The following is a 19,606-nucleotide window of genomic DNA, read 5'->3' on the forward strand; positions in this document are numbered from 1 at the left end:
CTCTGTGACTGGTGTTGTGACGTGTGCTGTTCCGGTCGGCTAGGGGTGCGCACACGCGCAGGGCCCGGCCGTGGGGACGGCCGGGCCCTGAGGCGTCGGTGTGGCTACGACGGCGGGGTCACCATCGGTACCAGCGACCGCGGCCGCCCCCTGCGGTGGTGGAGCGCATGACGAAGCCCAGCAGCCACAGCACCAGGACGACGACCGCGACCCACCAGAGGATCTTGAGCGCGAAACCGGCCCCGAACAGGATCAGGGCGAGAAGCAGAACGAGCAGCAAGGGAACCATAGTTATCAACCTCCTGACCGCCGTGTGCCCTTCATTGATTCCCGTATGCGCAACAACACCTTGTTTGTGAAGGGAAAGTAGGGGAACAGCAACGCGCCCACCGGGGAGCCGGTGCGGGCGGCGGGCTGCGGGCGTGCCTATGGTGAGCCGGTGACGGGCGTTTCCCGGCGGGCCCGGGTGGGCCGGAGACTCCGGGTGCAGGGGCCGGGGGCGGCCCGGATCCTGGTGGTCGCGCTGTGCTGCTGGCAGACGGCGCTGTGGGCCGGGGCCGCTCAGCCCCCGGTGTTCGCCGCCATCGTGCCGCTGCTGTGCCTGCGCGGCGACTCGGCGTCCTCGCTGGCCGCGCTGCTGCTGCGGATCCTCGGCGTGATGGCGGGCGTGGCCCTCGGCGTCACCATGGTCGGCCTCTTCCGCCCGAGCACGCTGGTCCTGGCCGTCGTGCTGGCGCTGGCCCTGCTGTGCGGGACCCTCGCCGGTTCCGCGACGACTCTGAACGTGCAGGTCGCGGTGACCTCGCTGCTGGTCTTCGCCAACCCGTCCCCCGCGGCGTACGGCTTCGCCCGGTTGTGGGAGAACGCGCTGGGAGGTGCGGTCACCGCAGTACTCGGTCCGCTGCTGTGGCCGCGCGACCCCCGCCGGGAGGTGGCGGCGCTGGCCCGGGCGTGTGCGGCCGATCTGGCGGCGGGACTCGTGCGCGGTACGCGTGCGATCGGGTCGCCGGAGGCGGCGGCCGCGAACCGGGCGGCGGCGCAGGCGCAGGCGGAGAGGCTGCGCGGGTACGGGGCCCGGGCGCGGGAGGCGGAGTCGGCGATGCGGTTCAATCCGCTGCGTCGGCGCCACCGCGACGAGGTGACCGAACTGGGCGCCCGGATCGGTCTGGCCGTCGGTGCGGTGCCGCACCTCCTGACGCTGGCCGCCGAGGTCGAGCTCTGCACCGCGCGCCACGGGCCCGCCGCGGCCCTCTCCCTGGCCAGGACCCGCCTCCTCCCGGTCGCCGAGGACACCGGGCACGCTCTGGAGGCCGTCCTCGCGGGACGGGACCCCCACGAGAACACCACCACCGCCCGCGCCGCCCTGACCCGCTACGCCGCGGAGGACACCGAGCCCCTGGCGGTGGTCCTCCGCAGGCCGTTCACCGGACTCCTCGACCTCTGCGACCGCCTCTAGAGGCTGAGCGGGTGAGCGCCGTACGGGATCCGCTTGCTCCGGGTCACCCGTTCGTCGGGTGCGGGTGGCCGGGGGGCCCAGGGGCCCCCACGATGGCCTGGGACAACCCGTTTCTCTCGCCCCGCGGAGGCCGCAGTGGGACACGCTGTCGGGGATGTGCTGGGCCTGGCCGCCGGTGTCGCGGTCAGCCCCCTGCCGATCGTGGCGATCATCCTCATCCTGGCCACCCCGCGGGGGCGCCTCAACGGCACGCTGTTCGCGCTCGGCTGGCTGCTGGGCCTCGCCGGACTCGGCGCGGTCATGCTGGCCGTGGGCGGCACGGGCGGCGCCTCGGCCCACAAGCACCCGGCCACCTGGGTCGGGGCTCTCAAACTCGCCCTGGGCGTACTCCTCGTCCTCTTCGGCGCCCTGCAGTGGCGCCGCCGCCCCAGAGACCCCTCCCAGGCCCGGCTGCCGAAGTGGATGGAGGCGATCGACCGCTTCACCCCGGTCAAGATCGCCGGCCTGGGACTGCTGCTCTCGGCGGGCAACCTCAAGAACGCTCCCCTGACCATCGCCGCGGCCGCCTCGATCAGCTCCGCCGGGATCCCCGTGCCCCAGCAGATCGGCGCCCTCGCGATCTTCGTGGTGATCGCGTCCCTGGGCGTGCTCGCGCCCCTCGCCGTCTACCTGGTCATGGGCGACCGTGCCAGGGGCCTCCTCGCGAACTGGCGGGAGTGGGCCGCCCGGCACAACGTCGCCGTCCTGGCCGTCCTGTTCTTCGTGCTCGGCCTGAAGCTCGTCGGTGACGGCATCACCGTCCTCACCTGACAAGCCCGGCCGACCGCCGCCGTCAACCGCCGTTCTGCCGGACCTGCAGATGGATCGGCCCGCGCAGCACGGGACTGCGCCGGTACGGCGGCGGGTCGGTGACCAGCGCGGGCCCGTCGAGGCGCCGTGCCATCTCGCCCAGCGCGATCTGCGCCTCCCGGCGGGCCAACGGGCCGCCGAAGCACAGGTGGATGCCGCTGCCGAAGCCGAGGTGCTGGTTGTCACGGCGGTCGGGGTCGAAGCGGTCGGGCTCGACGAAGCGCTGCGGATCACGGCTGCCCGAGGCCAGCATCAGCATGATCTGCGAACCCTTGGGGATGACGGTGTCGGCGACGGTGACGTCGCTGTACGCCGCCCGCCAGGGAATGATGTGCACCGGCGGCTCGTAGCGCAGCAGTTCCTCGACCAGCGGCACCACCAGTTCCGGTTCGCCGCGCAGGCGGTCCAGCACCTGGGGGTGGCGCAGCAGCGTCAGCATGCCGTTGGTGATGAGGTTGACGGTGGTCTCGTGGCCCGCGATCAGCAGCAGGTTCGCGGTGCTGATGATCTCCTCGTCGGTCATCCGCCCGTCCGGCCCGTCGTCGTTGGCCAGCCGGGACAGCAGGTCGTCGCCCGGGCGGCCGTGGCGCTGCGCCACCAGCCCGCCGAGGAACTCGCGCAGGTCCTGGCGGGCCGCCAGACCCTTCTCCAGTTTCTCCTTCGGGTCGGTGGCGGGGTTGTAGTCGATCGAGTTGATGAGGTCGTTCACCCACAGCCGGAACTTCGGTTCGTCCTCGCGCGGCACGCCGAGCAGCCGGCAGATCACCGTGACGGGGAACGGATAGGCGAGGTCGTCGACGACGTCGATCTGCTCCTTGCCCGCCATGTCGTCGATCAGGTCGCCGACGGTCGCGGTCAGGACCGGTTCCAGGCCGTCCACCAGGCCCGGGGTGTGCGGGGGGCCGAAGTGGCGCATCGCCATCCGCCGCAGCCGGTCGTGCTCGGGCGGGTCCAGGTTGATGAACGCCGGCGTGGTGTCCGACTCCCTGCCGGGCATCGGATGCGCCAGGTTGCGGACGTCGGAACTCACGTGCGGGTCGTGCAGCAGCTCGGCGAGCTCGCGGTACGTGCTGACGACGAAACTGCCGTCCTCCTGCCGGGCCACCGGCGTCCTGCGCAGCTCGGCGTAGAGCGGGTACGGGTCGGAACGGGAGGAGTAGTCGAGGATCCGGTGCAGCGTGTCGGGCACCTGGGTCGTGGTCATCTCGCTTCCTTTCCGCCGCTACCGGTGGTGCTGGTGCGCGGCCGTGACGCGCCGCTCGGCCGGGTCGTGTCCGGTGACGACCACGGTGGCGCCCTGGGCGAGCAGGGTGGGGCCGGGGAAGTCGACGGGCACCGGCTTCATGTCGAGGGGCTGGTCGGGCGTGGGGCAGGGCGGCGGGAAGGGCGCGGCCGTCTCGATCAGACGCCGGTAGTGGTCCAGCCACTTCGCGTTGTTGAAGCTGACGGCCGCGGTGACCCGGCCCCGGTAGCCGTACGCGGCGACGAACCGGTGGTCGGCCACCGACCCCTGGCTGACGATCACCTCGTCGGCGAAGGTCGGCACGCCGACGGACTTGATGTTGACGCCGAACTGGATCGACCAGAACAGCGGCACGGACAGGTGGGGCCAGCGGTCCGCCTGGCCGTTGACCATGTTGTGCGCCGCGACCTCGGCCTGCTCCACCGCGTTGGCCCAGTGCTCCAGCGAGATGAGCCGGTACTCGTAGATCGGGTTCGGGCAGCGGGCCACGTCACCGGCGACGAAGACGTCGTCGGTGATCAGGCCGTTGAGGTCCATGGCCCGGCAGCCGGTGTCGCAGGCGATGCCCCACACCCCCGCCGCCAGTCCCGACCCCTGCAGCCACTCGGTGTTGCGGATGCCGCCGAGCGCGACCACCGCCACGTCGACGTCCAGGGTGCTGCCGTCGTCGAAGTGGGCCCGGCGCAGCCGGCCCTGCGCGTCGCCCTCCAGCCGGGTGACCTTGACCCGGCACCGCAGGTCGACGCCGTGCGCCCGCTGCAGGTCCGCGGCCACGTCCCCGACCATGGCGCCGAGCGCGCCGACCAGCGGGGCCGGGGCGAGTTCGGCGACGGTCACCGGGATGTCCCGCTCCCGGCAGATGGAGGCGATCTCGGAACCGGTGAACCCGGCACCGATGACCAGCACCCGGGAGGGCCCGGCGGCCAGGGCCTGTTGGAGGCCTTCGGCGTGTTCGCGGGTCCGTACGACGAACACGCCGTCCAGCGCCGCCTCGCTCTCCACGAACCAGGGCCGGGCCCGGACGCCGGTGGCGATCAGCACCCGGTCGAAGGGCACCTCGCGTCCGTCGGCGAGCCGTACCTGGTTGCCGGCCAGGTCCAGCCCGGTCGCGGGCACGCCGAGGAGCCACTCCGCGTCGATCTCGCGCCGGCGCGGCAGTGCGGTGGCGTCGGCCGGCACCCACCCGGTGAGCACCTGCTTGGACAAGGGGGGACGGTCGTAGGGTTCGCCCAGTTCGTCGCCGATCATCGTCAGCGACCCGGTGAAGCCCTCGTCGCGCAGGCACTCCGCGGCCCGCAGCCCGGCCAGTGACGCCCCGACGATCACGATGCGGCCGTCGCGCCTGAACGCGCGCAGGTTGTCGGCACTGGTCATGACCTCGACGCCTCCACCGGGACGTCCCGCCCCTGCGGCCGTCCCTCCAGCCGGTCGACCAGGATCGCCTGGACCGGGCAGGCCGCCGCCGCCCGCAGCACCCGCTCGCGCTGGGCGTCGTCCGGGCTCGGGTCGTACATCAGCGCTTCCTCGCCGTGCATCCGGAACGCGTCCGGAGCCAGGAAGGCGCACTGCGCGTACCCCTCACATCGGGAAAGATCTACGACAACTCTCATCCCGGCCTCCACAGGACTGCGAGCTGCGGACCCTGAAGACGGAACCGCTCGGGCGCGGGAGCGCGAGCCGCACCGCCTTCGCCGGGTCTCCGCAGGAACGACTGGTCATCGCGAGAAGCAGCTGGTCACGCTGGTCACGCTGGTCATCGCGGAAAGGGACGGCGTCGACGCAAGGGCCGCGGCGGCGTCGGTGAGACGCCTGGGGAGCCCTGCGTTTCACCCGGTCAGCCTATGCCGCACCCACCTGCGCCGCACCCCGGGAGACCGGCGCCGACGGCCCTGTCGCACGCCGCGGACCGGCGTGCTCCGCTCGCGCCCCGCGGGTGGCCGGGCCGCCCGGATGGTTCGGTGGCGGAAGGGGGTTCGTGGTTCGGCGGCGGGCGCGGTGCCGCCAGGAGCAGGAGGTTTCCCGATGGCCCCGGAACAGCCCGTGTCCCCCGCTCCCGGGTCACCGCGGCCCCTGACCGAGGCGGCCTTCCGTGACCTGTACCGCCGGCTGCGGGAGCGGGCCGGGGACGGCGGGGCGGGCCGGCGCGGCGGGCTGGACCGGCTGACGCCCGAGCGGGTCCTGGCGGCCGCCGCCGAGGTCCGCTCCGGGCGCACCGTGTCGCTGGCCGCGACCGTCGAGACCCGGCCCGCTCCGGACAGCCCGGAGCCCGCGCGCCACCGGATGATCGCGCCCGCCCATGACGAGACCGAGGCCCCCGGTCTGGTGTTCGCCCGCGACCGGTTCGCGATGAACGTGCACAACGACGTCGACAGCCACCTCGACGCGCTGTGCCACGTGATCTTCGACGGCGAGCTGTACGGCGGTCTCCCCGCGAGCACCGTGACGGCGGACGGCGCCGGGGCGCTCTCGCTCGACCTGGTGCGGGACGGGATCGCCGGCCGGGGTGTCCTCCTCGACATCCCGCGGCTGCGCGGGGTGCGCTGGCTGGAGCCCGGCGACCAGGTGACCGCCGAGGACCTCGCCGCGGCCGAGGCCGCGCAGGAGACCGCGGTCGGGCCGGGGGACCTGCTGTTCGTACGGGTGGGGCACCGGCTGCGGCGCCGGACCCTCGGGCCCTGGGACGTGACGCGGGACCGCGCGGGCCTGCATCCGACGGCGATGGAGTTCGTGGCCGCGCGGGGCGTGTCGGTCCTGGGCTCGGACGGCAACAGCGACGCCGCGCCGAGCGCCGTCGCCGGGGTCGGGTTCCCGGTACACGTCCTGGCCGTCAACGCCTTGGGCCTGCACCTGCTGGACTGGCTCGACCTGGAGGAACTCGCGGAGCTGTGCGAACAGCGGGCCGGCCGGCACTTCCTGTGCGTCGTCGCCCCGCTGCGGCTCCCGGCGGCGACCGGCTCCCCGGTGAACCCGATCGCCGTGCTCTGACCGGCCGCGGCTCCGGGTGCCGCGCCCCCGCACGGCGCGTACGTTCGAACCAGGGGGACCCCGCGCCGGGCCGCGGACCAGGCGAGACAAGGACGGTGGTTGCCATGGACGCCCTGCCCCCGTACGACGTCATCGTGATCGGCACCGGTGCCGGCGGCGGCACCCTGGCCCACCGCCTGGCCCCGTCCGGGAAACGGGTGCTGATCCTCGAACGCGGCGACTACCTGCCTCGCGAACGCGACAACTGGGACTCCACCGCCGTGTTCGTGAAGGCCAAGTACCGGGCCCCGGAGTTCTGGCTGGACCGGCACGGCCACGAGTTCCCGCCCGAGGTGAACTACTACGTCGGCGGGAACACCAAGTTCTACGGCGCGGCCCTGTTCCGGCTGCGCCCCGAGGACTTCGGCGAACTCCGCCACCACGACGGCATATCCCCGGCCTGGCCGCTCGGTTACGACGACCTGGAGCCGTACTACACCCAGGCCGAGCACCTCTACCTGGTGCACGGCCGGCACGGCGAGGACCCCTGGGAAGGGCCGTGCAGCGCCCAGTACGCCTACCCGCCGGTCGAACACGAGCCGCGCATCGAGCAGCTGAGCCTGGACCTGGAGAAGCAGGGCCTGCACCCCTTCCACCTGCCGATCGGGGTCGACCTCACCCAGGACGAGGACGGCCGGGCCACCCACTCCAGCGTCTGCATCCGCTGCGACCGCGTGGACGGCTTCCCCTGTCTGGTGCGCGCCAAGTCCGACGCGCAGGTGATCTGCGTGGAGCCCGCGCTCCGGCACCCGAACGTGGACATGGTCACCAACGCCCGGGTGACCCGCCTGGAGACCGACCCCACCGGTCGCAGTGTCACCTCCGTCGTCGCCGAACTCCCCGGTGAGCGGGAGGCCCGGTTCTCGGCCGACGTGGTGGTCGTGGCCTGCGGGGCCGTCAACTCGGCGGCGCTGCTGCTGGCTTCGGCGAACGACCGGCATCCGCGCGGGCTGGCGAACAGCTCCGACGTGGTCGGCCGGCACTACATGCGCCACAACAACCTGGCACTGATGGCGGTCTCGAAGGAACCCAACGACACCCGGTTCCAGAAGACCCTCGCGCTGCACGACTGGTACCTGGGCGCGGACGACTGGGAGTACCCGCTCGGCGGGATCCAGATGCTCGGCAAGTCGGACGCCGACCAGATCCACGGCGAGGCCCCGCGCTGGGCCGGGGCGGTCGCGCCGGACCTGCCGTTCGAGGTGCTGGCCCATCACGCCGTCGACTTCTGGCTGTGCGGCGAGGACCTGCCGCAGCCGGAGAACCGAGTGACCCTGGAGGACGACGGCCGGATCCGGCTCACCCTCGACGAGGGCAACAACACCGCCGGTCTGGAGCGGCTGCGGCACAAGCTCCAGCACATGCTCGGCCACCTCGGCATGCACGAGCACCACCTGCTGTCCCGCAGCATCTACCTGCACAAGGGCATGCCGATCGGCGCCACCGCCCACCAGGCCGGCACGGTCCGGTTCGGCACCGACCCGGCGTCCTCGGCCCTGGACGTCGACTGCAAGGCGCACGACCTGGACAACCTCTACGTCGTGGACACCAGCTTCTTCCCGAGCATCGGCGCGGTGAACCCGTCCCTGACGGCCATCGCGAACGCCCTGCGCGTCGGCGACCACCTGCTGGAGCGACTGGGCTGAGTCCGCGCGGGCACCCGGCCCCCGACCGGGCGAAGATCCTCCGCCGGGCAGCGCAACGCGGTCCGCCACGGCGTGCCGCCACCGCCCGCCGGTGCTTGTCTGAGGGCCCGGGCCGCCGGGCGACGGGCCCGGCGGAGACGGGCACGCAGTGGAGGAGCAGGACATCGTGAGTTCCACCGAGGGCGCACCCCGGGGCGTGATCCCCGCGCACCTGCTGAAGGGCCAGAAGGCGCTGGTCACCGGCGCGAACTCCGGGATCGGCAAGGCGACGGCCATCGCCCTGGGCCGGGCCGGGGCCGATGTCGTCGTCAACTACGTGGCCGGCGCCGACGAGGCCGAGAAGGTGGTCGAGGAGATCACCGCCTTCGGGGTCAAGGCGGCCGCCTACGAGGCGGACGTCTCCGACGAGCAGCAGGTCGTCGCCATGACGGACCGGATGGTCCAGGAGTTCGGCACGATCGACATCCTGGTGGCCAACGCCGGACTCCAACGGGACGCGCCGTTCACCGAGATGACCCTCGCCCAGTGGCAGAAGGTCCTGGACGTCAACCTCACCGGCCAGTTCCTCTGCGCCCGGGAGGCGACCAGGGAGTTCCTGCGGCGCGGGGTCGTGCCCGAGGTGTCCCGGGCGGCCGGGAAGATCATCTGCATGAGCTCGGTCCACCAGATCATCCCGTGGGCCGGGCACGTCAACTACGCCTCCTCCAAGGGCGGCGTGCAGATGATGATGGAGACGCTGGCCCAGGAGCTCGCCCCGAAGAAGATCCGCGTCAACGCGATCGCCCCCGGAGCCATCAGGACCCCCATCAACCGCAGCGCCTGGGACACCCCCCAGGCCCAGCAGGACCTGCTGAAACTGATCCCCTACGACCGGGTCGGCGACCCCGAGGACATCGGCTACGCGGCCGTCGCCCTCGCCTCCGACCTCATGGACTACGTCGTCGGCGCCACCCTCTACGTCGACGGCGGGATGACCCTCTTCCCGGGCTTCGCCACCGGCGGCTGACCCACCCCCTCACACCGGCGCGCCGGTCCCCGGAGAGGCGACACATGCACACGGTCCTGCTGGTGGCGGACGTACCGGCGCAGACGCTGCCGGCCAGATCGATGATGGCCTTCACCCTGGCCTCCCACATCATCCTGGTGCCCCTGGGGGTGGCGCTGCCGCTGATCACGCTCGTCATGCACGGCCACGGCCTGCGCCGCGGCGACGCCACCGCCCTGCTGCTGGCCCGCCGGTGGTCGGCCGTCATGGCGGTGCAGTTCGCCATCGGCGTGGTCACCGGCACGGTGCTGTCCTTCGAGTTCGGGCTGCTGTGGCCCGGCATGATGGGCCGCTGGGGCGACGTCTTCGGCATCGGCTTCGGCGTCGAGGCGTGGGCGTTCTTCCTGGAGGCCGTCCTCATCGCCATCTACCTCTACGGCTGGCGCCGGCTGCCCGCCAGGACCCACTTCCTGCTCGGCCTGCCGCTGCCGCTGGTCGCCCTGCTCGGCGCCTTCGGCATCCTGGCCGCCAACTCCTGGATGAACACCCCGCGCGGCTTCACCCTCGACTCCGCGGGCAACCCGGTCGACGTGAAGATCTGGAAGGCCGTCTTCACCCCCATGTTCGGCCCGGAGTACTGGCACTTCGTCTTCGCCATGTTCGTGACCGCGGGGTACGTGGTGGCCGGTGTCTACGCCGTCGGGTGGCTGCGCGGCCGCCGGGACCGCTACCACCGGCTCGGCTTCACCGTCCCCTTCACCCTCGCCGCCGTGTGCACGCCCGTGCAGTTCGTCCTCGGCGACTCCATCGCCCGGCAGGTCTTCCACAAGCAGCCGGTGAAGTTCGCCGGCATGGAGATCGTCTGGAAGACCGCCACCCACCAGCCGGAGTACCTGTACGGCCGGATCCACCCGGACGGCACCATCTCCGGCGGCATCAGGATCCCGCAGCTCGACTCCGTCCTGGCCGGCTTCCGCCCGGACACCCAGGTCACCGGACTGACTTCGGTCCCCGCGAGCGGCCGGCCGACGGCCACCCAGGCGACCATCGCCCACTTCGCCTTCGACACCATGGTCGGGGTCGGCTCCCTGCTGCTCCTGCTCGCGCTCTGGTACGGCGTCCTGTGGCTCCGGCGCCGCCGGCTGCCCGTCTCCCCGTGGTTCTTCCGCGCCGCCGCCTGCGCGGGCGTGGCCTCCGTGGCCGCCGTCGAATGCGGCTGGATCACCACCGAGGTGGGCCGCCAGCCCTGGATCGTCTACCAGAACATGCGGGTCGCCGAGGCGGTCACGGCGACCCGCTCCACCAGCCTGTGGATCATGTTCGCGGTGGTCGTCGTCGTGTACGTCCTCGTCTTCGGGTCGTTCCTCGCGGTGCTCCTGAAGATGCGCTCCCGCTGGCGGCTCGCCGACGAACGGGGCGGCCCACGGCCGCCGAAGGAGACCCCGGAGCACGAGACACCCGAGACGGACACGCCGTACGGGCCGCGCGCCACCGGGAGCCGGCTGTGATCGCCGGGGTGATCGCCGTCGTCCTGCTGCTCGCGATCGCCGCCTACGCCTGCGGCGGGGGCACCGACTACGGTGCCGGCTTCTGGGACCTGACCGCGGGCGGCGCCGAGCGCGGCAAGCGTCCGCGGTGGCTGATCGACCACGCGATGGAGCCCGTCTGGGAGGTCAACAACGTCTGGCTGATCTTCGTCCTGGTCATCATGTGGACGGGTTTCCCGGTCCTCTTCCAGCGGGTGTTCACCACCATGTGGCTGCCGCTGGCGCTGGCCGCCGTGGGCATCGTGCTGCGCGGCGCCGGCTTCGCCCTGCGCAAGCCCGTACGGCGGCTGGCCGGGCGGCGCCTGTACGGGGCGGTGTTCGCCGTCTCCTCGCTGCTGACGCCGTTCTTCCTGGGCGCCGCGGCCGGCGGGGTGGCCTCGGGCCGGGTGACCGCCACCACGACCGCGTCCACGGACGCCTGGGCCAACCCCACCTCCCTGCTGTTCGGCCTGCTGGCCGTCGCCGCCACGGCGACCCTCGGCGCCGTCTTCCTCGCCGCGGACGCCCGCCGCTTCGCCGCGCCCGACCTGGACCGCTACTTCCGCCGCCGGGCCTTCGCCGCTCTCGCCGCGGTCGCCGTACTGGCCGTCGTCACCCTGTTCGTCACGCACGGCGACGCGCACCACGTGTGGCACGGCCTGACCCACGGCGTCGGCCTCTTCTTCGTGATCGTGGCGGCGCTGGCCACGCTCGCCACCGTCCGGCTGCTGACCCGCCCCTCGGGGGCCTGGTCGCGGGTCACGGCGGTCGGTGTGGTCGCCTCCTCGATCATCGCCTGGGGCATGGCGCAGCGCCCCTACCTCGTCCCGACCTCGCTGACCGTCGCCGAGGGCGCGGGCGCCCACACCACCCTGCGCTGGCTGGGGCTGGTCACCCTGGTCGCCGTGGTCCTCGTGGTCCCCGCGGTCGTCTTCCTGTACTGGCTCGACACCCACGGCGAACTGGAGGGCCTCACCGACGCCGACCTGCGGCGCGGCGACGGGGCCTGACTACCGCCGGTCGAGGGCCTCGTTGAGGGTGATCGCCGAGTCGATGAGCGCGAGGTGGGTGAACGCCTGCGGGAAGTTGCCGAGTTGGCGGCCCGTCGGGTCGATCTCCTCGGAGTACAGCCCGAGGTGGTTCGCGTACCCCATCATCTTCTCGAAGACCAGCCGTGCCCGGTTCGTCCGGCCGGCCCGGGCCAGGGCGTCGACGTACATGAACGTGCACAGCGAGAAGGTGCCCTCCGAGCCGCGCAGGCCGTCCGGCGAGGCACTGGGGTTGTACCGGTAGACCAGGCTGTCGCTGACCAGTTCCTGCTCCATGGCGTCCAGGGTCGCCGACCACATCGGATCCCCGGGCGTGATGAAGCCGACCGTCGCCATCCGCAGCAGCGAGGAGTCCAGGACCTCACTGCCGTAGTGCTGCACGAAGGCCTGCCGTTTCTCGCTCCAGCCCTTGGCCATGACCTGCTCGTAGGCGGCGTCCCGTTCGGCCTGCCAGCGGCCGGGCGAGGACGGCCACCCCGTCGCCGCGGCGAGGCGCAGCGCACGGTCGAACGCCACCCAGGACATCACCCGCCCGTACGTGAAGTCCTGGCGGCCGCCGCGGGTCTCCCAGATCCCCTCCTCGGCCTGGTCCCAGTGGTCGGCCAGCCACTCCAGGTCCGTCCGCAGCGAGGTCCAGCCGCCGTGGCCGAGCGTGAAGCCGTGCCGGTGCGCGAAGTAGATGCTGTCCAACGCCTCGCCGTAGATGTCCAGTTGGAGCTGGGTGGCGGCGCCGTTGCCGATCCGGACCGGGGCGGACCCCTCGTAGCCCTCCCAGTGGTCGAGGATCTGCTCGGTCAGGTCGGAGGAGCCGTCGACCTTGTACATGATGTTCAGCGGGCCCGTGTCCCCGTGCCGGCCGGCCCGCTCCTTGACCCGGTCGCCCAGCCAGATGATGAACGCCCTGGCCTCCTCCGTGAAGCCCAGCCCCAGCAGGGCGTACACGGAGAACGAGGCGTCCCGGATCCAGGTGAAGCGGTAGTCCCAGTTGCGCTCGCCGCCCAGTTGCTCGGGGAGGGCCGCCGTCGGGGCGGCCACCAGGGCTCCGCTGGGGGCGAAGGTCATGAGCTTCAGCGTGATCGCGGACCGCTCCACCATCTCGCGCCAGCGCCCGGTGTAGCGGGACTGCGCCAGCCAGGTGCGCCAGAACGCCGCCGTCTCGTCGAAGAGCCGTTCGTGTTCCTCCCGGCGGATCTCCCTGGGCGGGCCGTCGGCGCCCATCTCCAGGACCAGACCCCGCTGCTCGCCCGCCCGCAGGGTCAGCGAGACCTGGAGGTCGGCGTCCCGGTGCGTCAGCAGGTCCGACAGCCGCTCGTCCGCCGGCTCCCGGATGGGGTGCACGGTGAGCTCGGTGCCGTCCTCCGCGGCGAACACCGCCCCGTGCGGGGTGATGTGCACCTCGTGTTTCATCAGCCCGTAGTCGAACCGCGGCGCCACCTCCACGTCGAAGGTCATGGTGCCGCGGACACAGCGGACCAGGCGGACCAGCCGGTGCCGGGAAGTGGCCGTGGTACCCGTGACCGGCATGAAGTCGATCACCTCGCCGGCGCCCACCTCGGTCATGAACCGGGTCACCAGGATCGCCGTGTCCGGCAGGTACAACTGCTTGGTCGAATGGGTCGGGTGGGCCGGCCGGACCGTGCAGTGGCCGCCGTTCTCCTTGTCGAGCAGCGACCCGAACACGCTCGGCGCGTCGAACCGCGGCGAGCAGAACCAGTCGACCGCTCCCTCGGTGGTCACCAGCGCGGCGGTCTGCAGGTCGCCGATCAGCCCGTGGTTCTCGATCATCGGGTAGTCGTCCATCGGGGCGCCCCTTCCGGCGTGCGAGTCACCCGAACGCACCCCCTCGATCAGCGTAAGCCGGTGCTCCCGCCCCGGCTCGTCGGCCCGGACCCGCCCCGCACCGCCCGTACGGCGGCCGCCAGGACGTCGGCCGGGCTCCTGGCGTCGTTGACGTCGACGGTGGCGCCCGGTTCGTCGGGGCGCAGCGGATCCAGCGTGGCGTACTGGGAGTCGAGCAGCTCCGGCGGCATGAAGTGGCCCGTGCGCCGGGCCAGGCGTGCCACGGCCTCCTCACGGTCGAGGTGCAGGTACAGGAACCACACGTCCGCACCCGTGCGCCGGAACCGGTCGCGGTACGCGCGCCGGAGCGCGGAGCAGGAGGCGACACCGCCGTGTCCGCTCGCCGCGGTGGCCCGGATCCACCGCGCGATCGCCGCCAGCCAGGGCCGCCGGTCGGCGTCGTCCAGCGGGTGTCCGGACGCCATCTTGGCGAGGTTGGCCGCGGGATGGAGGTCGTCCCCCTCCAGGAACGGCACACCGAGCAGCTCCGCGAGCCCGGCGCCGACGGTGGACTTACCGGACCCGGACACCCCCATCACGATCACCACACGTGGACCGCCGACGGCGGGAGGCATGACTCCACTATCCCCCGGATCCGCCGATCGGACAGCGGACCTCCACGGCTCGCCGGGGCCGCCGATCGGGCAGCAGGTCCCCACGAGCGCGCCGGGCCCGGCGCACCCATGACAGCGGACGTCCACGAGGACGCCGAGCACCGCACACCCACCGCGCGGACACCCGGAGAGCGCCCAGCACCGCCCACCCGCCGAAGGGCCCGCCGACTCCGGATCCAGAGACCCGGCCCACCTGCCGGAGGTCAGGTCGGCCCGGGATCCAGACGCGACCCCACCGCCAGAACACCCGCCGCCCCCGGAACCGGACGCGGCCCACCCGGCAGAGCACGCGCCGGCCCCGGAACCGGACGCGAAGCCACCCGGCAGAGGACGCGTCAGGTCCGGGTTCGGGCGCGGCTCGCCGGTGTCGGGGTGGGTGGTCAGGTGGTGAAGTCGTGGGTGCCGGAGCCCACCCGGAACACCGCGCAGCCGTCGTCCGTGCGCAGGAACGTGCCGTGGTCGTGGGTGACGGCCGTCGGGTCGGACGTCGGGACCCAGACCTCCGCGGTCGTGTTCGGCGGCATCTCGCAGGTCAGGGTGAAGCGGCCGGAACGCAACCGCCACCGGGTGGAGACCGGCCCGTACACCGAGGTGAACGTGGCGCGGGCGGAGGTGACCGCGCCGCCCGGACGCGGGCGGACGACGATCTCGCGGTAGCCGGGACGGCCCGGCGCGATCCCGGCGATGTTCGTGTACATCCACTCGCCCACCGAGCCGTAGGCGTAGTGGTTGAAGGAGTTCATGGCCGGGTCCTGGAAGCTCCCGTCGGGCCGGATCGAGTCCCAGCGCTCCCACATCGTGGTGGCGCCCCGGTCGATCTGGTAGCCCCAGCTGGGGTACGAACGCTGCTGGAGCAGGCGGTAGGCGACGTCCGTGTGGCCGGTGTCGGTGAGGACGGGCAGCAGCCGGGGTGTCCCGAGGAACCCGGTGGACAGGTGCCAGTCCCGGCCCTCGATCAGCGCCACCAGCCGGTCGGCGGCCGCCTTCCGGGACGCGTCCGGCAACAGGTCCATGGAGAGCGCGAGGACGTACGCCGTCTGCGTGTCGCCCCGCACCCGGCCGTCGGAGGTGACGTAGGCGTTCTGGAAGGCCGTGCGTATCCGCCCGAAGAGCTCGGTGTAGGGCCCCGCGTCCTCGCCGAGTTCGCCGGCCATCCGGGCCGCGAGGTCGGCGGCGTGGGCGAAGTAGGCGGTGGCGATGACGTCCTTGGGGGTGTCGTCGTCGACGTTCAGCCAGTCGCCGTAGCCCTCGGCCGGCCGCAGCAGCCCGTCGCTGTGCTGCTCCAGGTACGTGAGCCAGGCCCGCACCGACGGCCAGGCGTCGGTGAGGACCTGCCGGTCGCCGTAGGCCTGGTAGAGGGCCCAGGGGACGGTGACACCGGCGTCGCCCCACCCCGCCGTGCCGCTGCCGAGGGTGCCGACCACCGGTGCCACGTCCGTGAAGGCGCCCGCCGGGGTCCGCGAGTCCCGTAGGTCGACGAGCCACTTGGACAGGAACCGGGCCGACTCCATCGTGTAGGCGGCGGTCGGCGAGAAGACGTTGATGTCGCCGGTCCAGCCCAGCCGTTCGTCGCGCGCGGGGGTGTCGGTGGGCACGGAGAGGAAGTTGCCGCGCTGCCCCCAGGTGATGTTGCGGTGCAGCTGGTTCAGCATCGGCACGTCGGTCTCGAAGTCGAGGGTGAAGGGGGCGTCCGTGTGCATGACCCGTCCGGTGACCGCCTTCGCGGTGGGCGTGCCGGGGAACCCGGTCACCTCGACGTACCGGAACCCGTGGGAGGTGAAGCGGGGCTCGTAGACCTCCTCGCCGTGGCCCTTGAGGGTGTACGTGTCCGTCGCCGCCGCGCTGCGCAGGTTGGCGGTGTAGACGGTGCCGTCGGGGTTGAGCACCTCGGCGTGCCGCAGCCGCACGGTCGTCCCCGCGGCACCGGAGACCCTCAGCCGTACCGTGCCGACCATGTTCTGCCCCAGATCGAAGACGAAGACGCCGGGCTGGGGCCGGGTCACCGCCTTGGGTGTCAACTCCCGTTCCACGCGGACCGGTCCGTCCACCTGGGCGACGACGAGTCCGGGCCCGATGTCGCCCTCGCCGCGTACGGCGAGCCAGCTCCCGTCGTCGAAGCCGGGCGAGGTCCAGCCGGGGGTCTCCCTGCGCGCGTCGTACGTCTCGCCGCTCAGCAGGTCGGCGGCGACGATCGGCCCGGCGGCGGCCCGCCAGTCGGTGCCGGAGGTGACGCGGTCATTGGTCCCGTCCGCGTACTCGACCTCCAGCTGGGCGAGGAGCGCGGGGTGCGGGCCGTACTGACCGGGTCCGAACATGCCCACGTTGCCCGCGTACCAGCCGGGGGCGAGGTGGACGCCGAGGGCGTTGGCGCCCGGTCTCAGCAACTCGGTGACGTCGTAGGTCTGGTACTGCACCCGCGTGCGGTAGTCGGTCCAGCCGGGGGCCAGCTGGTCGGTGCCCACCCGGCTGCCGTTGAGGTGGGCCTCGTACAGGCCGAGCGCCGTGGCGTAGAGCCGGGCGCGGGCGATCTTCTTGCGCGGCAGCCGGAACGAGTGCCGCAGCTGGGTGGCGGCGTACGACACCGGGACGACCCGGCCCCACGGTCCGTCGCCCCAGGCCGCCGCCACCCTGACGGCCTGCCAGCCGCCGTCGTCGAAGTCCGGCCCGGTCCAGCCGTCGGCGGGTTGCTGGTCGGTGGTCTTCCAGGAGGCGTCGGTGAACACCTTCTGCTCACCGGCGGCGGTTCGGACCACGAGGACGGCGAGCAGGCCCGCCGGACCGTCGGTGGCGTTGGTCGCGGAGATCGCGACAACGTTGTCCCCCGCACGCACCTGGTCCAGTACGTCGACGACGGCCGGGCGGCGCCAGTCCTCGTTGTCGGTGTCGAGGTCGGTGTGGGCCACCTCGACGCCGTTGACGCACGCGGTGTACACGTTGTCCGCGGTGATGGCGAGCGTCGCCGCCGTGATCCCGTCGGGCAGGGTGGCCCGGCCGCGGAACCAGCGGGTCGCCGCCGGCACGCCGCTCGTCGGGTCGCCCTCGGGGAACCAGATCCAGGAGCCGCCCTCGAAGGACGGCGCGTCGGTGAGGCTCGCGGGGGCGGAGATCCAGTCGGCGGTCCACTGCCCGGTGTCCATGAGCCCGGTCTCCCACCACGCGGGCTCGCTCCAGTCGGAGACCCGGCCGTCCCCGTCCCACACCCGCACCGACCAGTGGTAGCGGGTGCGGGGCCGCAGTTCGGGCCCGGCGTACGGCACCAGCACGGACTCGGCGGACATGACCTTCCCGCTGTCCCAGACGTCCGGACGCGCCAGCGCCGGGGCGCTGGTGGCGACCCGGACCTGGTAGGCGCTCTGCCGCACGGCCGTCCCGTCGGCGGCCAGCGGCCAGCTGAGCCGGGGGCGCCGGGCGTCGAGGCCCAGAGGGTTCCGGACGTACTCCACGTCGGCCCCGGCCACCCGCGGTCCGGCGCCCCGCGCCCGACCCCGCGCCGGTCCGGACCCGGGCTCGGCGGTCGCCGAGCCGCCGTCGACAGCCGCCGCCACGACCGCGGCGGCCGCGGTCACGAGCATGTTCCTCCTGCTGATCACTACGACTCCTCACTTGCACGGAACTTGCACGGAAGAATGAATCGATTCAAAAAGGGGAGGCGTGGGTACCGTAGATCGGGGCGGGGTGGGGGTCAATCGTCGTGCAACGCTTTTCCCGGCGCGCCCAGTTCACAATTGAACGGTTTCAATGTGGACGGCTCGGCCGGTCCGGCAGGAGGCGGGGCGGCAGGCCGGAACAACCCGGGGCGCGGTCCAGTCGTCTTTTCCTCTCGGGCAAGCTGGTCCCCGGCCCGGGGGAGAACGGATCGCGACCGGAAGGTGGCAGCGACAGAAAATTGAGATACATAACGAAGCGGTTTTCTTCGCGGACGAACAGCACGGGCACGGCGAGACGCTGGGCCGTGGCGGGTGTCGTGGCCCTCGGATTCCTCATCACGCTGGAGTTCGTCGCGCGCCGCCACGGCCTGCGGGGGCCGCTCACCAACCAGGCCCGGGAAGTGGTGTTCGCCCCCAAATCGGGCTTCCTGCTGTACGCCGGCATGGCGTTGACGATGACGGTGCTCACCTGGCGGCAGCGGTTCGTCGCGCTGGGCGCCGCGATCAGTATCGACCTCGTGTTCTGGGCGGTCCGCTGGGCGTCCGGCACCGAGGTGACCGAGGGCCATCCCTTCGGCAACGGCGCGCTGTGGGTGATCCTGGGCATCGGGGTCCTCGCCGTGACCCGCCGGACCGGGCCGGAACGCGTCCTGCTGCTCAAGGGGGTGGGGCTGGGGCTGCTGCTGGTGACCGGCCGCAAGACCGGGGACATCTGGCTGATCATCACGTCCAAGACCCGGCACACGGTGCTCGACCAGTACGTGGCGACCGCCGACCACGCGCTGGGCAACCCCTCCTGGCTGGTGGGCCGGCTGGTCACGGCCAGCGGCGCGGTCGGCTTCAACCTCCTCGAAGTCGTCTACAGCCAGCTCGCCGTGGCCGCGGTCGTCGTCGCGCTGTACCAGCTGCGGAACGTGGCGGCCGAACGCCGCTTCCCGCGCCACCACCTGGTGCGCACGTTCCTCGCGATCGGCCTCCTCGGACCGGCCGTCTACATGATCTTCCCGGTGGTCGGACCGGTCTTCGCGTACGGCACGGGCGTCGAGCACTGGTCGTCGCTCAGCCTGTGGTCGGAGGCGACACCGCCCCCGGGCGGGCACTTCGAGGTCGCCGACCTGTGGCCGCACACCCCGCCACCGGTGGCTCCCCCGCACCCCATGGGTTTCGACGGGGTCACCCCGCGCAACTGCATGCCCAGCCTGCACACGGCCTGGGCCGTCACGATCTTCGTGCACTCCCGCGGCGGCCCGCGGCCGCTGCGCTGGGCGGGCGCGTTCTGGCTGGTCGCCACGCTCACCGCGACGCTGGGGTTCGGCTACCACTACGGCGCCGACCTCGTCGCCGGCGTGGTGTTCGCGCTGACGGTCGAGGCGGCGCTGCGCACCTTCGACCGCGGCTGGGACCCGGCGGGGATCCGGCTGGTGGCCTACGGCACGACGGTCTTCGCCACGCTGCTGGTCGCCTACCGCTGGCTGCCGTTGCCGATGGCCGAGCACCCGTGGTTGTCCGGGCCGCTGCTCGTGCTGGCGATGGCCTCGGTGGTCTACGGCTTCGTACGGACCGTCACCCAGTGGGACCCGAAGGCCGCGCCCGTGCCACGACCGGAGCTCCAGCCGGAACCGACGTGACCTGCCCGGCCCCGCACGGCCGTAAGGTGTTCGCATGAGTACCGGGGTACGCCGCAGACTTGGAGTCGAAGAGCGACGGCAGCAGTTGATCGGCGTAGCC

The 19,606-nt window shown here is 72.5% G+C and carries 15 protein-coding genes; 8 read left to right on the forward strand and 7 right to left on the reverse strand.

Going from position 1 to position 19,606, the window contains the following annotated elements; translation table 11 throughout:
* Window positions 1–118 precede the first annotated feature (118 nt).
* Window positions 119–289: a hydrophobic protein gene (locus ABZ646_RS18565; protein WP_360519782.1), complete on the reverse strand. Its 171-nt coding sequence runs from the start codon at window positions 287–289 to the stop codon at window positions 119–121.
* 150 nt (window positions 290–439) lie between these two features.
* Here ABZ646_RS18565 and ABZ646_RS18570 point away from each other — a divergent pair, with 150 nt between their 5' ends.
* Window positions 440–1,456 (forward strand): FUSC family protein, encoded by a 1,017-nt coding sequence (locus ABZ646_RS18570; RefSeq protein ID WP_360519784.1) that lies wholly within the window; start codon window positions 440–442, stop codon window positions 1,454–1,456.
* A 135-nt stretch (window positions 1,457–1,591) separates the two neighbouring features.
* The gene (locus ABZ646_RS18575; protein ID WP_360519786.1) at window positions 1,592–2,266 is read left to right on the forward strand and encodes a GAP family protein; all 675 of its coding nucleotides are present in this window, start codon (window positions 1,592–1,594) and stop codon (window positions 2,264–2,266) included.
* A gap of 22 nt (window positions 2,267–2,288) precedes the next feature.
* On the opposite strand, the gene ABZ646_RS18580 is transcribed toward ABZ646_RS18575, so the two are convergent.
* From ABZ646_RS18580 to ABZ646_RS18590, 3 genes are read right to left on the reverse strand one after another with little or no spacing between them, the layout of a single operon-like run.
* Entirely contained in the window at window positions 2,289–3,509 is a 1,221-nt protein-coding gene (locus ABZ646_RS18580) for a cytochrome P450 (protein ID WP_360519788.1), read from the reverse strand.
* Between the two features lie 18 nt (window positions 3,510–3,527).
* Entirely contained in the window at window positions 3,528–4,922 is a 1,395-nt protein-coding gene (locus ABZ646_RS18585) for an FAD/NAD(P)-binding oxidoreductase (RefSeq protein ID WP_360519790.1), read from the reverse strand.
* Window positions 4,919–5,158, reverse strand: coding sequence for a ferredoxin (locus ABZ646_RS18590; protein ID WP_360519792.1), 240 nt, complete (start codon window positions 5,156–5,158; stop codon window positions 4,919–4,921). The genes ABZ646_RS18585 and ABZ646_RS18590 overlap by 4 nt, the downstream gene beginning before the upstream one ends.
* 412 nt (window positions 5,159–5,570) lie before the next feature.
* Between ABZ646_RS18590 and ABZ646_RS18595 the strand changes: the two genes are divergently transcribed.
* From ABZ646_RS18595 to ABZ646_RS18615, 5 genes are all read left to right on the forward strand, one after another.
* Window positions 5,571–6,533, forward strand: a complete 963-nt coding sequence (locus ABZ646_RS18595) for a cyclase family protein (RefSeq protein ID WP_360519794.1) — start codon at window positions 5,571–5,573, stop codon at window positions 6,531–6,533.
* 104 nt (window positions 6,534–6,637) lie between these two features.
* Complete coding sequence (locus tag ABZ646_RS18600; protein ID WP_360519797.1) at window positions 6,638–8,218, forward strand: GMC family oxidoreductase; 1,581 nt, start codon at window positions 6,638–6,640, stop codon at window positions 8,216–8,218.
* Between the two features lie 166 nt (window positions 8,219–8,384).
* Window positions 8,385–9,224 carry an SDR family oxidoreductase gene (locus tag ABZ646_RS18605; protein WP_360519799.1) on the forward strand — a complete coding sequence of 280 codons (840 nt, stop codon included), beginning with the start codon at window positions 8,385–8,387 and terminating at the stop codon, window positions 9,222–9,224.
* 44 nt (window positions 9,225–9,268) lie between these two features.
* Window positions 9,269–10,711, forward strand: coding sequence for a cytochrome ubiquinol oxidase subunit I (locus ABZ646_RS18610; protein WP_360519801.1), 1,443 nt, complete (start codon window positions 9,269–9,271; stop codon window positions 10,709–10,711).
* A complete protein-coding gene (locus ABZ646_RS18615) occupies window positions 10,708–11,739 on the forward strand; it encodes a cytochrome d ubiquinol oxidase subunit II (RefSeq protein ID WP_360519803.1) in 1,032 nt (343 codons plus the stop codon). Before ABZ646_RS18610 ends, ABZ646_RS18615 begins: the two co-directional genes overlap by 4 nt.
* Here the strand turns inward: ABZ646_RS18615 and ABZ646_RS18620 are convergent, their stop codons facing one another.
* The 3 genes from ABZ646_RS18620 to ABZ646_RS18630 all read right to left on the reverse strand — a co-directional run bounded on the left by ABZ646_RS18620 (window position 11,740) and on the right by ABZ646_RS18630 (window position 17,821).
* Complete coding sequence (locus ABZ646_RS18620) at window positions 11,740–13,578, reverse strand: glycoside hydrolase family 15 protein (RefSeq protein ID WP_360519805.1); 1,839 nt, start codon at window positions 13,576–13,578, stop codon at window positions 11,740–11,742. It abuts the gene before it with no gap.
* A gap of 47 nt (window positions 13,579–13,625) precedes the next feature.
* Window positions 13,626–14,192: a gluconokinase gene (locus ABZ646_RS18625; protein WP_360519807.1), complete on the reverse strand. Its 567-nt coding sequence runs from the start codon at window positions 14,190–14,192 to the stop codon at window positions 13,626–13,628.
* Window positions 14,193–14,611: 419 nt separating this feature from the next.
* Window positions 14,612–17,821: an alpha-L-rhamnosidase gene (locus ABZ646_RS18630; protein WP_360519809.1), complete on the reverse strand. Its 3,210-nt coding sequence runs from the start codon at window positions 17,819–17,821 to the stop codon at window positions 14,612–14,614.
* A gap of 362 nt (window positions 17,822–18,183) precedes the next feature.
* Here ABZ646_RS18630 and ABZ646_RS18635 point away from each other — a divergent pair, with 362 nt between their 5' ends.
* Window positions 18,184–19,506, forward strand: a complete 1,323-nt coding sequence (locus ABZ646_RS18635) for a phosphatase PAP2 family protein (RefSeq protein WP_360519811.1) — start codon at window positions 18,184–18,186, stop codon at window positions 19,504–19,506.
* Window positions 19,507–19,606 lie beyond the last annotated feature (100 nt).

Source organism: Streptomyces sp. NPDC007162 (assembly GCF_040634175.1).
Lineage (GTDB): Bacteria > Actinomycetota > Actinomycetes > Streptomycetales > Streptomycetaceae > Streptomyces.

Excerpts from the sequence above, each read along its gene's own strand:
- ABZ646_RS18565 (WP_360519782.1), bottom strand. The coding sequence starts at position 289 with ATGGTTCCCTTGCTGCTCGTTCTGCTTCTCGCCCTGATCCTGTTCGGG.
- ABZ646_RS18580 (WP_360519788.1), bottom strand. The coding sequence starts at position 3,509 with ATGACCACGACCCAGGTGCCCGACACGCTGCACCGGATCCTCGACTAC.
- ABZ646_RS18585 (WP_360519790.1), bottom strand. The coding sequence starts at position 4,922 with ATGACCAGTGCCGACAACCTGCGCGCGTTCAGGCGCGACGGCCGCATC.
- ABZ646_RS18590 (WP_360519792.1), bottom strand. The coding sequence starts at position 5,158 with ATGAGAGTTGTCGTAGATCTTTCCCGATGTGAGGGGTACGCGCAGTGC.
- ABZ646_RS18595 (WP_360519794.1), top strand. The coding sequence starts at position 5,571 with ATGGCCCCGGAACAGCCCGTGTCCCCCGCTCCCGGGTCACCGCGGCCC.
- ABZ646_RS18600 (WP_360519797.1), top strand. The coding sequence starts at position 6,638 with ATGGACGCCCTGCCCCCGTACGACGTCATCGTGATCGGCACCGGTGCC.
- ABZ646_RS18610 (WP_360519801.1), top strand. The coding sequence starts at position 9,269 with ATGCACACGGTCCTGCTGGTGGCGGACGTACCGGCGCAGACGCTGCCG.
- ABZ646_RS18620 (WP_360519805.1), bottom strand. The coding sequence starts at position 13,578 with ATGGACGACTACCCGATGATCGAGAACCACGGGCTGATCGGCGACCTG.
- ABZ646_RS18625 (WP_360519807.1), bottom strand. The coding sequence starts at position 14,192 with ATGCCTCCCGCCGTCGGCGGTCCACGTGTGGTGATCGTGATGGGGGTG.